Genomic DNA, 15207 nt, shown 5'->3' with positions numbered 1-15207 from the left:
TGGCTCTCTGTGACAAACAACTTTGCTTTGATGGTTTTCCGGCGTATACTTTAATTAGGAAGGACATAAAGAGAGGAAAACCCTTCAGTGTGCATTATTCTAATTTTCTTATCAACTGAAAGAGGGCGATCACTGCCTCCTTATTAAACAAAACAGGAGGCACAAAGCCCTGCTGTTTGTGAAAGTGGAAGCAAAATGATTATGACCGTTAAAAAACGCAGGCAGATGGCGGCATCTACTTTAGTTGAAGTAATGACAGCCATTTTAATCACTATGGTTGCAATAACAGGAAGTTCTTTTCTCTTTGTTTTCGGGAAAAGCGATATTAGTCTGCAGAAACATTATCGCGCAGCCACCTACCTGGCTGCTCAGAAATTAGAAGAGTTAAAAGCAGGCGACTATGCCAGCATACCAGCAGGCACCACAACGGATGGTCCTATTGCTTTAGACGATGCATCTTACAACCGGAGTGTGAACACGGTGAGTGCCGGCCCTTATAAAGAGGTCACAGTTACTGTCAGCTGGCTGCATGGAAATAAATCACGTGATGTAACTATAGTCACTTGCATTGCTCCTTAGGTGTATTCTATGAAAATGAAAACAAAATCACGAAAAGGTTTCACTCTTACAGAACTTTTGGTTGGGATTATAGCAAGCGCTATTATAATTTTCGCAACCGGCATAATTATAGTTAGAGGTCAGACATTCTGGAATGAAGCCTGGAAAAAGGTAAATCTGCAAAGGGACGCTTCGTACGCTATGCTTGTAATGAGCCAATCTATTAAAAGTGCAGCGGATGTGAAACTGGAAGCCGGCGGCAAGGCCATAAGAGTAACAGACGCGGCAGGGAACACCACAAGATTTCAGCTGAACAATGGACAAGATACGCTTCAACGCCAGGTGGTACCAGGCCCGCCATCTGCTATAGTGGATGATGTGCAGAATTTACAGTTTAATGTGGATGATGTGAATGATACGGTAACAATAGACCTCGGGCTGCAAGATGGTGATGTGCAAACGTATTTTGTATCAACAGTAATGATACGAAATTAGGGATGGTGGTGTGAGATGAAAATCAGAGTGTCAAAATCCAACAAGGGTATAGTGCTTGTTGCAGTGATAGTCTTTATTCTTATCCTTACCATTTTAGGGTTCTCCGTGCTTAGTATAGCTGACAGTGAGGCAGTATTGGCTCGGAAGGATGTTAACAAGGCCAAGGCATTCTACTTAGCTGAAGCAGGATTGGGAGTATTCGCCGCAAGTGGACAATTTGCAAGCATTCCAGAGACAGCGTTGGGAGAAGGAAATTACCGCGTTGATTTTGACATTAGCGGGAGCGAACCATGTGCTGTTGCAACCGGAACAGTAATGGGACAGGTAAAAAGAATACAGGTAACGGTGTCCTTTCTTGCTCCTCCATACGAAAACGCCATATACGCCGGCGGCGCGGGCGGATCGGCGTGGACGCTTATGTTAAGGGGAACAGGCAATCCCGTTCAGAGTATGGGGGTAAACCAATGGGGACAGCCCGTCCTCTTGTCACAGGGCGGCAAAGATATAGTTAACGGAAATATGTTTGTTGACGGCGATGTCGCTTTGTACGAGCAAAGCAAGGTCGATCACGCCCCCACTCCCAATACCTATGGGCTTAATGGAGACGTTAGCGCCACTGGTAAAGTTAATCTCTATGACAGCGCGACGATTTCCGGAGATATTGCCGAGCACTCCGGGCAGCAGGCCTCTCCCGACTTAGTGGGTATGGACTATGCCGTAAATAATACGCATAATGTCAGCCAAATCTTTGCAGACGCAGGCGTTACTCAAGGATACCTGCCGGCCGGCAATGAACTGCGAGACGTCTTTGAGATAAATCCAAGCGACGGAACTAGAAGGGCCGCATGCGCCAGTACGATAAACGTGGATGACTACTTCTTCGAGCCGTCCAGCGGCTTCATAGACGGGACTCCCTTTACCGGGGCAACGCCCCTGCACATGGGCGCCGACAGGGTCTATTACGTGGATGGCGATTTGTGGGTTCACAGCGACAAGACAAAAGGGTTTTTGATTGACGGAAAAGTGACAATCGTCGCGACGGGAAATATCCACCTCTGCGATAATCTGCAGTATGCAGATGCAGACAGCATGCTGGGTCTGGTGGCGTTAGGCAAATACAACGGTTCGGGTAAGCTTATCAAAGGAGGCAACATCTATTTCGGCGACCCTGTTAATGGAACTGTGGGCTATGTCTCGGCAATGATGTTCGCAGCCAATGACTTCCTTTACAATACCGCCATTGACACCACCATATTGGAGGAACCCAAGATCGGCTTTACGGTCATGGGTAACCTTTCCGCATTGAACAACGTTTCGATTGAGCGGGACTGGTACACGGATAGGTATCGGGACAGGTGGGGGCGTTGGGTAGATGAACGCAGGCCGGCCCGCTATAACCCTTCAACCAACAAATGGTATGACTCCGTGACGGGAGCAGTTCTGACCTCAACAGAAGTTAACACTCTAAAGCATTATCAGATGATAGTTAATTATGATGACCGGGTCTGGGACCGGAGTACGCAGCCGCCTGGCCTTCCAAAAGGAACTGGAATTATTCTCAGCGGCGAACTAACAGACTGGGAAGAATTGCCATAAAGCCAATATATGCAAACGGCGAGACATCTCCAGGTTGACGTAATTGTCGAGCAAGCGACTGATAATAAACGGATAAATTACGTCAGATTGCTGATAGAAATAGAAAGCTGCATCCCCTTAAACCTTACAACCGATAACTTTTCAAAAGCCCTTTTTAATTTCTTCGCAGTTGCTCAATTTTGCAAGCCTTGATGCAATAGGGACTTACCGGATGTTCGAAATCTTTATCTGAAGGCTAAAACCACGATACTTATAGGACCTAACATGCTAAAATCACGATACTAATTTGTGGAAACCCGTGAGTAGTAATTTCTAAATAAAACACCTGCTTTTTTAAGCCGATGAAGAACTATGCATTGTGCGTTCGGAGTTAGATTATGACTGTTAAGCGACCCAAATTTGCGTCGGCAGGTACCCTGATTGAGGTAATGCTGGCTATGGCCATTCTATCCATAGCCGCCTTAGGCGCTTTGGGTAGTCAATATTATACCGTCGGACACGTCCGGATAGCCCGTGCGGAAACCATTGCTGTGCGCACCGCACTGTTACTGCTCGAAGACTGGAAGAGCACCGGCGGCTCAGAAGATTATGACTTGGCTGCGCTGGGACTGGGCTTTTCACCCCGCTTATTCATACCCTCCCAATGGAGTCAGGGACACGGTGGGGGATTGGGCAGTCCACTGCATAATTATGCATATGCTATCGTAGTTGATGGCTTGCCGATGCTGGTTACGCTCAGATGGGAGGACGTTGCTGACGACTCCATAGCAGAAATAAAACTGCGGCAGCTTGCTGTTGTAGTGAGATTTGGAGAAATCGACAACCATGGGAATATGACGTTTCCGGAAAGTTACCTGGAGAATATTTTATCTCTTGCTCTGACTACTTATGTTCGTCTTGATGCATCAGGCGGGTAAAAATGCAAAATCGGATTTATGCAGGATACGAGGTACGAAATATGGGACACAGGTTCCGTTCCGGTGTTACTTTGGTCGAGTTGGCTATTACTATGGTCATCAGCTTGATAATTGTGTTGGCGATTGGGAGCTTACTTGTTACTGGCAATCGGACCTGGCAGAAAGCCTACACCTCCGCCAACAGGGAAATAAGGTTGCAAGCCTATGATGTTACGATAGCATTCGGCAGTGTGGGAAGAAAGGCCAACCGTCTTAGTTACATAATCTATAACATAAATGGTAGCACTTTTACACCCGCCGTGCCGAGTACAGGGAACCCGCAGGAGGTGGTGTCCGGCAATGCGGTGGAGTTCAAATACTGGGATGTTGATCTCGACGAAACCGACAGCCACGGGGTGATGAATGTTGCAAAGACAGCGACAGCTTATGCTCTCTTTTATGTAAAAGATGGCCTGTTGAAGGTTGACTACGGCCCGTATCCGCCGGGGGCCGTGCTGGCCGGCGGTAGCAGAAATACCTCGAATATAACCACGACGGTTCTTGCAGAAAATGTCAGCACTAATCCTGGTATCGGTGCTTTCAGCCACACAACCTTAAACGGCGTGGGGCAGGGGTCGGTCAGAATTAATATTACTCTGACAGATCCCGCAGACGGTGAGACTGTCAAGGTCATGACAGCTACGTTGTTGCGAAATATATGGCCAAGGTAAGTATTTAGAAAGTTAGTCGAAGCTGGGATATCATGAGAACTCAAAACTCAAAACGCAAAACTCAAAACTGTCCCATTTCCTTCTTCCGGAGGAAACAAGAGGGCTCGGTTCTTTTTCTGGTCGTCGTGTCTTTGGTTGTTTTGTCAGCTTTGGGAGTGGGTCTGTTGACTATCGCTTACGGAGTCAGACACAGAGCACTCCTGCTGAGAAACGAGACGGCCGCGATGCTCGCCGCTGAGGCCGGTTATGAAAAGGCAATTTTTTGGATGGGCCAGCAGCAGGATATGCTAAGTGCGCTGCAGGATGCTGTGCCGGGAACAACCGGTGTGCTGAATTTCCCGGACGGCGATTGTGATTATCATATCTCGCTTTTTACATTTTCAGGAAGCCGTCCCGTTTACAGGGTTATTTCCAACGGCCATAGCGGCACTTTCAACAGGACGGTGGACGTTTTAGTGCTTCAGGCGGCGAGCGGCTGGGATATGGGAATGTCGAGAATTCTGTGCGGAGGTACCAGCACTATGGAGGTATACTTCGCTTCCAATGAAATAATTGACCTGCCGCTGCACATTAACAACCTGCATGACCATCCGGATTACAGGGACATCTATATATCGGGCAGCCCGCAATTTTTGCAATCTGTAGCTATGGGTGAGTCAAGATATACCGATGGCGGCTCGGATAAATACACATCTGTAATAGGGCTTTTCGACGGTGGGATTTATTTTAACCAGCCTGAGAGCAGAATAACAGATGAAGCTTCCATCCAGACCAAGGTCGATCGCTTCGAAGACAGCACAAAAGACGAATACAAGTTCACGCCGGTGGCACATGCGCCGGTCAGCAGACCTAACCCCGCTGTTCAGCTCGAATTTTTTGTCGAAGACGGTGTTGGCAAAATCCGTATAACCGATGATTGTACGGTCAGTGGTTATCAGAGGAATAGAGACTACAAGACATTGGATTTTAAAATCCAGCCCGGCACCGATGGGAGGCGGTCTGAAAGGTATGATATTTACGCCTATCATTATAAGCCTCACGGCGGCCAGAGGACCACCATACCAGTGGAGAAAACATACGTATCGCAATCATTTGGCGGGGTGGAATCTGAACCGGGCGGTCAGATTTTTGTTGACGGTAGTGTAATTATTGGTGGTGATGAAGCCGCCCACGGTGGTGACCAGGTGGTAAAAGGCAAGATTACCGTCATAGCAACAGACAATATCTGGGTTGCTGACTCTGTAGTAGTTGATGGCCCGCACGATGCCAACGGCAGACCGACAATGGATAATCCCAACGTACTGGGACTGATTGCTCAGGGCGTAATAAAAGTTGTTGACCCGGGTATGTCCAGTTATGACCAAGACTGGACCAACGATTATCCCGGCCCACCCAGGACAGTTTTCGGGTATGATTACGTTCCTATTGGTCGGCATGATGCCGGCATATGGGTAACAACCGGCAGAGGACGAAATCGGCGAACAGTCTGGCAGGACGCCGAAATATACGAAAGACATTTGCCGGACCCGATGGTAGTGGAGACGTCTCTGACGGTCGGCGGTGGAGGATGGGGGGCTGAAAATGTCTATTGGAACGGTTACGGCGGTAGAAAGGAAGAGAGCGGGATTCAGGACGACCTTATTGTACGAGGAACTATTGCCGAAGCTGCGAGAGGGGTCGTCGGTGTGATTGGCTACGATGGTTTCCTTAAATATTATTATTCGGATGAACGATTGCTCGAAGGTGTTTTGCCGGGCGATATCTGGTTGAGAGGTAAATATATTCCTGCACCTGCCGGCTGGCATGATTATCGACTAGGCGACTAATAATTAGCAGCGAAATCCTGACAGATTGCGGGTAGAAAAAGAGGGCCCAGCTTGGCGGAAACCCAAAACTATGTGCCATTAAACCCCACGACCGATAACTTTTCAAAAGCTCTCCTTTAAGTCCCTTGCGGGTGTTCGATTTTGCAATCCTTGATGCGATAGAGACTTGCTTGATGTTCGAAATCTTTATCTGCAGGCTAAAACCACGATACTTATAAGACCTCACACGCTAAAATCACGACACTAACCTATGGAAACCCGTGTGTGGTAATTTCTAAGTAAAACACCCGCTTTTTTAAGCCGATGAAGAACTATGTATTATGCGTTCGGAGTTGGATTATAGCGATATTGTGGGAGAAATAGGGATGTTGAGGGAAATTCTATTCCGGGATTTTTTGTCTGGCACCTGTTGAGCTTATGCTCACGCTTGATAAGTGCTGGGGTTTGGTTGAAGGATTTATGAACTTGGATTTGAAACGATTATTTAATCTTTCGGTTGAAAGAGCCAGAAACCTGGATTGGAGACGAGCATTTGACATTGAGAAGCTGCAAGTCCTCGGGCTTGATATTGGCTCTTCCACGGTCAGAATAATCCAGTTGCACAAGGATGATACCAACTACGTCGTTACCGCAGCCGGCATAGCTGACATTGCCAATGGAACGGAAACCAACAGCAAGCAAAAAGAAATAAACATCGTCAGGGCAATTAGCGAATGTCTTCAGTCAGCCGGGGTTCAGACGCGATTGGCTGTTTGCGGCGTAAGCGGCCCGGAAGTCGCAGTACGCTATTTCAAGTTTCCTTCATTGCCGCCCGAAGAAGCCCAGGGAGCGGTTATGCTTGAAGCTTCGCAGGTTTGTCCGTTTAACGTTGACGACAGTGCCGTTGATTACCAATTGGTGCCTGGTGGAGAGAATAATATCTGTGGCATATTAGTAGCGGCGACGAATAAGCTGATAGAAAGAAAGAAACAACTTGTCAAGGAAGCATCTCTGGACTGTGTTTTGATGGATGTTGACGGATTGGCACTTTTGAATTGCTTCAGTAAATACGAAAAAACCGAAGCCGGCCGGACAACAGCTATTTTGAACATCGGCAACACTTACACAACTCTGGCAATTATGGGGGCTAATGCTGTGCCGTTTATTCGCGATATAGCCTGCGCCGGCGGGACAATAGTTAGAGATATTGCCGCTGAAAAGGATGTTTCAACGGACGCTGTCAGGAAAACCCTGCTCGGCAGTGAAAATCCGGCGGGACCAGAAATAGATCTCGGTGACAGTTTAGAGAAGGGCTGTCAGAAATTGATTGTCGATGTAACTGAAACATTGCGATACTACACGGCTCAGGAGAAATCAACCGTTGTTGAAAAAATATTTGTCTGTGGCTTTGCTCCGGTCAAGAGGTTTGTCGAGTTATTGGATAAACGTCTTCCTGCCAGAACTGTGTTGTGGAATCCGCTTGAGAAAGCGTCCTGCGATGGAAACCAAAACTGTCGAGACATTCTCAAAAAAAATGGGCCTGAGATGGTGGTAGCGGCAGGTCTTGCGATGAGGGCGGTCTGATATGTTCACGATGGATTTATTAAAGGGACAGGGTATTCCGATAAGGAGCGGGCCTTGGGGTTTAATTATAGCCGCCGTGGCGTTTGCAGTGCCCATTTTTGCCGCAATGATAATGCTCGGGTTTTATATGAGTGATAGAATTATCATCTCATCGAGAAGGCAGGCAATAGTTAATTGCGAAAGGTACGTTGACAAATTGTCGGACGCTGTGAAACTGCAGGAATCATTCGAGAGGGAGAAAAACAGCATAAATAACTGTTTATCAGAAGCTTTGTCCTCTGCCGGCAGGCATACTCAATGGTCGCCTGTTCTGGCGACTGTGGTAGAGAGTATGCCCGATTCAATGATCTTGACCAAGCTTGAGGTAAAGCAGCGCTCTGCAACCAAAAAGGTTCCACAGATGGATGACCCAAACACGATGATTGATGTCAGCGTTCCGGCAAGCACATTACAGATGAGTGTTAGCGGAAGGTCGGAGGCCGACAATGACAAAGCGGTCAGGGATTTCAAGGACCGTCTTCGCCTTTCAGCTTTGCTTGCACCGAAGCTTGAGGATGTCGTAATTTCGCAAAAAACCGACACTTTTGAAGGCAAAGAGGTTGTTTCTTACGAGATAGATTGCATTTTTAAACCGTAGTTGTAGCAGGTTTTTATGAAGTCAGTTTACAGAAAATATCTTACGAAAGTAGCCTTGGCATGGATGAGTTGCTTCGTATTGTTTTTCTTTGCCTATATGCTCATGTTGGCGCCGCAGAAGAATAGCAAAGAACAGCTCAACAGGCTGCTCGAAGAGAAAAAACAGATGTACAGCTCCGCGCTGAGAGCAACACAGAAGGAGACACAGGTTCAGTTGAATGAACAAATCGAACAGTTACGGGATAAATTGAAGGATTTTGTTGTTGATTTCGAAGATTCGACTGATGTAACGTTCGATATAAGTCAAATCGCCAATGCGAAAGAAGTTACTTCATTTAGCATTGAAACTAATAAAAGGGACAACAGAACCCCGACAGAGTCTGATAAATACATATTTGAGAGTCGGATTGAGGTTAACTTCTTAACGACGGATTTTAACCAGTTTGCTGCCTTACTAAATGCCCTGGAGAGGCATCGGCCGGTCATCTTTGTAGATAGTTTCGCAATAACTCGCTCATATAAGGACAGTGCAGACCGTCAAGTTAAGATGAGTTTGGTGGTTTTTGTCAGAAGGACACAGGACAGTTAAAAGAATCGGTAAGTTCTTGAGGTAAAGTAAAAATGAGAACAATAACAATAGCAAATCAGAAAGGCGGTTGTGGTAAGACAACTACTGCGGTGAACCTTGCTGCTGCCTTTGCAGGGAAAGGCAAGAGGACGCTGATAATTGACCTTGACCCCCAGGGCCACGCCACACTTGGACTTGGCTGTAACCCCGAAACTCTTGACAAGACCATTTATCATGTCCTTACCAAAACGCAAATCCCAATCTCTGGAGTTATAACAGACACCAGCGTTGAGGGACTTGGCCTGGCACCAAGCAATATCTTGCTTTCGGGTGCAGAGCTTGAATTGGCCGACGTACCCAAAAAAGAATTAGTCTTGAGCGAGCAGCTCAAAACAATAGACAACGAATATGAAATGTGTGTTATTGACTGCCCGCCGTCGGTTGGCCTGTTGACGCTCAATGCACTTGTGGCCGGCACCGATGTCGTTGTGCCGGTTCAGGTCAACTACTATGCAATGGAAGGCCTGAAACAATTGTTCGAGACCGCGAACATTATCAGAACGCATTTCTATCCTTGTGATGTGAAAATCCTGGGCTTGTTGCTGACTTTTGTTGAAGACAGGATTATTTTCAGCAAGCAGATTCAGCAGCAAATGCGGGAGTTTTTCGGCGATTTGGTATTTGATACGGTTATTCACAGGGGTGTAAGACTGGCTGAGGCCCCAAGTACCGGTGAGTCCATTTTTGCTTACGACCCAGGAGGCAGGGGGTCTGTTGAGTACAGGGCTTTGGCTGATGAGATAATCAATGGTAAGGCTTTAGCCGAGGAGATAAACATCGGCGGGGCTTTGGTTGAGGAGGCAGGCAATGTTAGAGTATAAGGCAGGGTTGCACAAGGAAGTCTCAGCGATTTTTAATGGAGTGTCACTTCCAAAGAACGACGGCGCGCAGCGGCCTTCTGCTGTGCCTGCGCCAGAACCACCCGCTCAAAAACCGCCTGCTCCGAGCCATATGACTCCAACGAAGCCGAAATTCGAGCAGCCTTTGCAGCCGTCGCCCAAAGCGGCTCCGGCCGAGCAATCTAAGGCCAATACCATCATAAAAGCAGTCAAAAAAGCTGTGGAGAAAATCTCCTGGCGGCGGACCCTCGAGCAGGTTCAAAACAAGCTCTTTGCGTCAAAACAGGGAGTTATTACCGCAAAGCAAAAGATGATGGTGATATTGGCTCCTGTTCTCTTTATTGTCTTGATTTTCTTGTTTATTCGAGCTTTTAGTGTACCTTCGCGAAAGATAACTGGGGCTGAAACATTCGAGCCGGTAAGGGTTGCTGGCGGTTCTAATAGTAAAGTTGACTGGCAGATTCCGAGTCCCTATCCGACAACACTTCGTGACCCTATGCAATTCGGCTCAGTCGCGGGCCAGACAGGGACAGGTGAGTTAGTCGTGAAAGGAATTGTCTATAGCCGGGATAATCCGTCTGCGCTTATTGGCAACCAGATAGTGCATCAGGGAGATAAAATATTGGATGTAGTCGTCACGAAAATAAATGAAAATAGCGTTGAATTTGAGGCAAACAACAAAAAGTGGATACAAAATGTTCAACGATAGGAAGAGTGTTGCTTAACAACCGACCTGGAAAGGAATTATTATGAGAAGCCCTGATACAAATTATAAGGGATTGAGGTTTTTAACGGTTCTTGCATTCGTTATTGTGGTCTGCGTTATCGCTGTTGCCCAGAATGGTGATGGGGACCCGAATAAAATGGAGGTCACAATAACCCAGCCCGTTGACCAAACCACGCTGGAGCATGTCCAAACGACTCTTCAGCAGCGAATGCTCAAACCAATAAGCGTCGATTGCATCAACACACCTATTGAAGATGTCATAAGGATGATGGGTGAGCAAGCGAACGTAGATATTATCAAAAGCCCCAGTGTTACCGGCAATGTAACCGCTAAACTTACAAATGTGCCGCTGATAGAAGCGCTGGATAATATTCTTGCTGTGCACGGATATGGCAGTGTTATAGACAGAAATATGGTAAGAATAGCACCCGTTGATGAAATTGCTCAAAAGGGCGAAATCCTTGATAACAGGGTTTATCGGATTACCTACGCAGATGTTGCAGAAGTCGAAAATGCTTTGAAAAAATTTATTTCAAAGCGAGGTTCAATATCATCCAACCCCGGTACCAGTAATATAATCGTTACCGATACCTCAAGCACAATCAAGGCCATAGATACCTTCATCGACGAAATTGACCGCATCACACCACAGGTAATGGTCGAGGTAAGAATCTATGACATACAAACCACAGAAGGTTTCGACCTCTCGCCGGATTGGAGCCTCGGCCGAAACAACCCGATAACGGAGAGTAGTAAGGTGGACACCTTTAACGAAGTTCTTAAAACCAGCACAACTAACGTTAATACTAAAACAACGGCCACGAGTTGGCAGGATAGTGACGCCGGAACTGCGAGCGGTGTAGAGAATTACGCCTATAGAAAAAGTAATCCCTATGTGGGCGGCACGTTTGATGTGGATGCCGGTGGTACCATACGCATTGGTCTTCTCGATTCGGTTAATGCAGAGATAACGCTGGCCCTTCTGAGCAAAAATGTTGGCGCCAAGCTTCTTGCTAACCCTCATATTCTGGTGCTTGATAATGAAGTTGCTGATTTCGAGATCGTAAGTGAAATTCCCTATACCGAGCAAAGCGATACCTCCGCCGGCGGTTCGCTGACGTCTGTCAAATTTAAAGAAGTCGGTACTAAACTTAAGGTTACGCCGCATGTTACAAGAGGTGGTATGATAAGATTACAGATAGTCCCGGAATTTGGCGTTGTTACGGAAAAAGGATCAAAAGCCGCTGCTACGCCCCTGGGGACTGTGCCTACTGTTGACACCCGTAGAATTGACACAAAAGCGCTGGTAAGAGACGGTCAGTCTGTCGTGATTGGCGGGCTTCGCAAGAGGACGGTTAACCAAACAATTAAAAAAGTACCGTTCCTCGGCGATGTGCCGGTTATGGGAAGCATGTTTTCGGATATAAGCGAAGAAACTGTAACCAGCGAGCTGCTTATTTTCATAACGCCGAGGATTGTTATCGAGCCGACTCTTTCGCCGGACGAACTCAAATGCTTTAAAGCAACCGAATTTGGTGATCCGAAAATTACTTATACCGGAGCCGAGAAAGCCGACAATAAGGCCGCAAAAAAGCCGGAAGAAGATTGACCTGCTAAGCAGCCAATAGTGGAACTATTAACCCCGCCCTTCGGCAGTTTCCGAGGGGCGGTTTTATTTACGGCACAAATCGTATCATCACCTCGTTACGGAATTTCTAACGGCCTTGACGCGCAGCAAAAACTGTGCGACAATGCCATCTGAAAATCTGACACTCATTAAAATTTAAGGGGCAAATAACATGAAAAAGCGAATAATATTTTCAGCAATAGCCTTAATAATGGTCTATTCAGCCGGTTTCGCAGCACCGCAGAAAGCGAATGAACAGGGAACGGCTCTGACGATTTATAACGACAATTTCGCGGTCGTAAGGGAATCCCGGCAAATGTCTTTCGAGAAGGGCCTCAATACGGCCAAGTTTACCGATGTCGCCTCGGCGATTGACCCGACCAGCGTAAATTTCCGCTGCCTCTCCGCGCCAGGCGCGGTGTCTGTTCTCGAACAGAACTACGAGTACGACCTCGTCAATACCGATAGTCTGCTCAAACGCTATATCGATAAAAATGTTACAGCTGTCTTAAAGGGCAGCGGCGCCGACCCGGGCAGGAAATCGACCGGCCAGCTTTTAGCGTCAATGGGCGACAGTTTAATATTGAAAAGCCAGGCAAATGATATCGAGATTTTAGACAAAAGCAGCATAGAAGAGATTTCACTGAAAGAAATGCCCGATGATTTGGTCACCAGGCCGACGCTGGTCTGGCTTGCGAACGCGAAAGAAAAAGGCGACCAGCTTTGCCAGGTAACCTATACCACCGGGCAAATCAACTGGAACGCCGATTATTCGGCGGTCCTGAACGCCGACGAGACAAAGATTGATTTCACCGGCTGGGTGACAATCGATAACAAAAGCGGCGCGACTTACAAGGATTCGACCATAAAACTGATTGCCGGCGATGTCAGAAGAGTCGCTGAACCGCAGCGTCCGAGAGGAGATATGGTTTTCAAAATGGCGGCGGAAGCGGCGGGGGGCGGCTTCGAGGAAAAGCCGTTTATGGAATACCATATGTACACTCTCGGCAGAAAGAGCACCATAAACAATAATCAGGTTAAGCAGGTTGAGTTTATCACTCCTGCTTTGGGCGTGCCGGTAAAGAAGCTTTATATTTATGAACGCGGCGGGCAGCAGATGTATGGCAGGGGACAGCAAAGCAGCAAGGTTCAGATAAAGCTTGAGTTTGAAAATAAAAAAGAAAACAATCTCGGCATCGCGCTGCCTAAGGGCAAGGTTCGCGTCTTCAAGAAAGACCCTGCCGATGAGAGTCTGGAGTTTGTTGGTGAGGACAGAATCGACCATACGCCCAACAAGGAAAAGCTGCTGCTTTATATAGGCAATGCCTTCGACGTGGTCGCTGAATATACGCAGGTCGATAGCCAGCACGACAGACGTATGACGCGAGAGACACATAAAATCGAGCTTAGAAACAGAAAAGCTGAGCCGATTACGGTTTTTGTCGATGAAAAGTTTCCGCAATGGGTGAACTGGACAATCGACAAAAATACGCATAACTACGAAAAACGCGATGCCAATACCGCCAGATTCGAAGTGAAAATCGAGGCCGATTCGACCGCCACGCTCCAATATACCGCCACGCAGACGTGGTGAGGAAAAATTGGTTCGGGTTTGCTCGCCATAAATTGGGTTCGTTTTGCGTAATTTAATAATTTTGATTGATTTTTTTCCTATAAACAGAAAATCTCCGTGTCTGCCACAGAGAGCACAGAGAAAAAAAGAAAAGCAAATTACAAACAGTATTAATTGATTATTTGAAACCGCTCATCAGTAATTCCTTTATAGAGAGACTGCTTCTCTACAATTGAAGGAACTTGCGCGATTGATGCGAAAAATGAGCTCGTTGCTTGTCGCTCGGCCCCCGTAACTCGATGTGGGAAAAGGATTAAAAAAAATTTACGGAATTTGCGGATTTGTCAAAAGGTAGCTGCGTTTTTGATTGATTTTTTAGCCACAGAATTCACAGAGAACGTGGAGGGATAAATTAAAAATGGCGGCTGTACTTAGCTTCTTATTTGTTTACATCTGCGACAAAGACAAGATTGGCGTCTTGATATTTATATTCCTTGCCTGCGATTTTATCGATGAATTTGTCGCCGTCTTTTAAGCCGAGATTTTTATAGGTAAATGTCTCGGGCGGTATTCCCTGATTTACTTTATTATTCTTGTAAGTAAAGTCATATTCATCAGTTACTGTTCCATTGGTGTCGTAAGTTTTTATTATCCTCCTCTTGGGCAAATAGATGCCGTCCACAAGCTCATATTCCCAGGTATGTTTTAGAAATACCATACCGCTTCCGGTGGCGGCATCCCAGTATGTCATATTGAAGCCATCCCGGCTGGAAAATACCATGGTTAATATTGCGTAGTGCTCAGGCCTGCTTTGCTCCATGTTCACTACCGCCGGCTCTATGATTTTATATTCGATATTATCACCTTTTTTGTGCTCTTCTATTTTTAATCTGTAACCACTAAACTCTATGATTCCATACTTATTGATTCTTTTGATTAAATTGTTGAGAGTATCCCAGGTAAAATCAGCACCAGGGAAAAATGCTCTCCTCGGGTCCCCAATATCCGATAATTTGTACCACTCTGTCTGCCGCTCACGTTTCAATGGCTTTTTTTCTGCCCTATTATAAAGTAGACGGCCGGTACTTTTTTCAAAACTAGAGGGTCTTGCCTCGACAATATAACTAGGCGTGGCAATTTTGGTCGACTGAATAGGATGCGATGACTTCCTTCCAAGATTGACTCCAGTAACAGGATTAAGAAATTGGTTCTTCTCTCGAAATTTATCGACATAGACAAGGTTTTTGTTTGCATCAACTGCAAACGTAATTTTGTCTTCTGCCTTTTGCAAAATAGCCTCTGGCAGTTTTCCTGTTTCTTCGGTCAATTCAAAAATCTCTTTTACTTTCTCTCCTGTGTCTAACCAAGTTATTTTTTCGTCTATCTCTCCAGACCAAGTTTTGATTTGCTCGTAATTCCCGCGGATGGCATTAGCTATCAGTTCAAGAATTGCCGGCACTTCCTCATCTGGAATAATTCTTACAGCTTGGTTCGGCTCTTCTGCTCCAAGTG

General features: G+C 46.5%; 14 protein-coding genes. 13 read left to right on the top strand and 1 reads right to left on the bottom strand.

Annotation, left to right across the window (positions count from 1 at the left end; translation table 11 throughout):
- Positions 1-201: 201 nt before the first annotated feature.
- The 13 genes from PHG53_01775 (at position 202) to PHG53_01715 (ending at position 13716) form a co-directional block, all read left to right on the top strand.
- Positions 202-579 (top strand): hypothetical protein, encoded by a 378-nt coding sequence (locus PHG53_01775; GenBank protein MDD5380356.1) that lies wholly within the window; start codon positions 202-204, stop codon positions 577-579.
- A gap of 9 nt (positions 580-588) precedes the next feature.
- Positions 589-1053, top strand: a complete 465-nt coding sequence (locus PHG53_01770) for a prepilin-type N-terminal cleavage/methylation domain-containing protein (GenBank protein ID MDD5380355.1) — start codon at positions 589-591, stop codon at positions 1051-1053.
- A gap of 15 nt (positions 1054-1068) precedes the next feature.
- A complete protein-coding gene (locus tag PHG53_01765; protein MDD5380354.1) occupies positions 1069-2649 on the top strand; it encodes a pilus assembly PilX N-terminal domain-containing protein in 1581 nt (526 codons plus the stop codon).
- 377 nt (positions 2650-3026) lie between these two features.
- Positions 3027-3566: a prepilin-type N-terminal cleavage/methylation domain-containing protein gene (locus tag PHG53_01760; protein MDD5380353.1), complete on the top strand. Its 540-nt coding sequence runs from the start codon at positions 3027-3029 to the stop codon at positions 3564-3566.
- A gap of 2 nt (positions 3567-3568) precedes the next feature.
- Entirely contained in the window at positions 3569-4276 is a 708-nt protein-coding gene (locus tag PHG53_01755) for a hypothetical protein (GenBank protein ID MDD5380352.1), read from the top strand.
- A gap of 32 nt (positions 4277-4308) precedes the next feature.
- Positions 4309-6102, top strand: coding sequence for a hypothetical protein (locus PHG53_01750; GenBank protein ID MDD5380351.1), 1794 nt, complete (start codon positions 4309-4311; stop codon positions 6100-6102).
- Positions 6103-6561: 459 nt separating this feature from the next.
- A complete protein-coding gene (gene pilM / locus PHG53_01745; protein ID MDD5380350.1) occupies positions 6562-7665 on the top strand; it encodes a type IV pilus assembly protein PilM in 1104 nt (367 codons plus the stop codon).
- 1 nt (position 7666) lies between these two features.
- Positions 7667-8302 carry a hypothetical protein gene (locus PHG53_01740; GenBank protein MDD5380349.1) on the top strand — a complete coding sequence of 212 codons (636 nt, stop codon included), beginning with the start codon at positions 7667-7669 and terminating at the stop codon, positions 8300-8302.
- Positions 8303-8317: 15 nt separating this feature from the next.
- On the top strand, positions 8318-8890 hold the full coding sequence (locus tag PHG53_01735) for a GspMb/PilO family protein (GenBank protein MDD5380348.1): 573 nt from the start codon (positions 8318-8320) through the stop codon (positions 8888-8890).
- Positions 8891-8922: 32 nt separating this feature from the next.
- Positions 8923-9750, top strand: a complete 828-nt coding sequence (locus PHG53_01730) for an AAA family ATPase (GenBank protein ID MDD5380347.1) — start codon at positions 8923-8925, stop codon at positions 9748-9750.
- The gene (locus tag PHG53_01725; protein ID MDD5380346.1) at positions 9737-10477 is read left to right on the top strand and encodes a hypothetical protein; all 741 of its coding nucleotides are present in this window, start codon (positions 9737-9739) and stop codon (positions 10475-10477) included. The genes PHG53_01730 and PHG53_01725 overlap by 14 nt, the downstream gene beginning before the upstream one ends.
- A 40-nt stretch (positions 10478-10517) precedes the next feature.
- Positions 10518-12104: a secretin N-terminal domain-containing protein gene (locus tag PHG53_01720; GenBank protein ID MDD5380345.1), complete on the top strand. Its 1587-nt coding sequence runs from the start codon at positions 10518-10520 to the stop codon at positions 12102-12104.
- 190 nt (positions 12105-12294) lie between these two features.
- The gene (locus tag PHG53_01715) at positions 12295-13716 is read left to right on the top strand and encodes a DUF4139 domain-containing protein (protein MDD5380344.1); all 1422 of its coding nucleotides are present in this window, start codon (positions 12295-12297) and stop codon (positions 13714-13716) included.
- A gap of 418 nt (positions 13717-14134) precedes the next feature.
- Here PHG53_01715 and PHG53_01710 read toward each other — a convergent pair.
- A partial coding sequence (locus PHG53_01710) for a hypothetical protein (GenBank protein ID MDD5380343.1) occupies positions 14135-15207 on the bottom strand: 1073 nt, incomplete at its 5' end.

The sequence above is a fragment of the Phycisphaerae bacterium genome, assembly GCA_028714855.1.
Taxonomy (GTDB): Bacteria; Planctomycetota; Phycisphaerae; order Sedimentisphaerales; family Anaerobacaceae; genus CAIYOL01.
The sequence above is the reverse complement of the archived record's forward strand: the minus strand, read 5'-3'. Positions and strand labels throughout refer to the sequence as shown.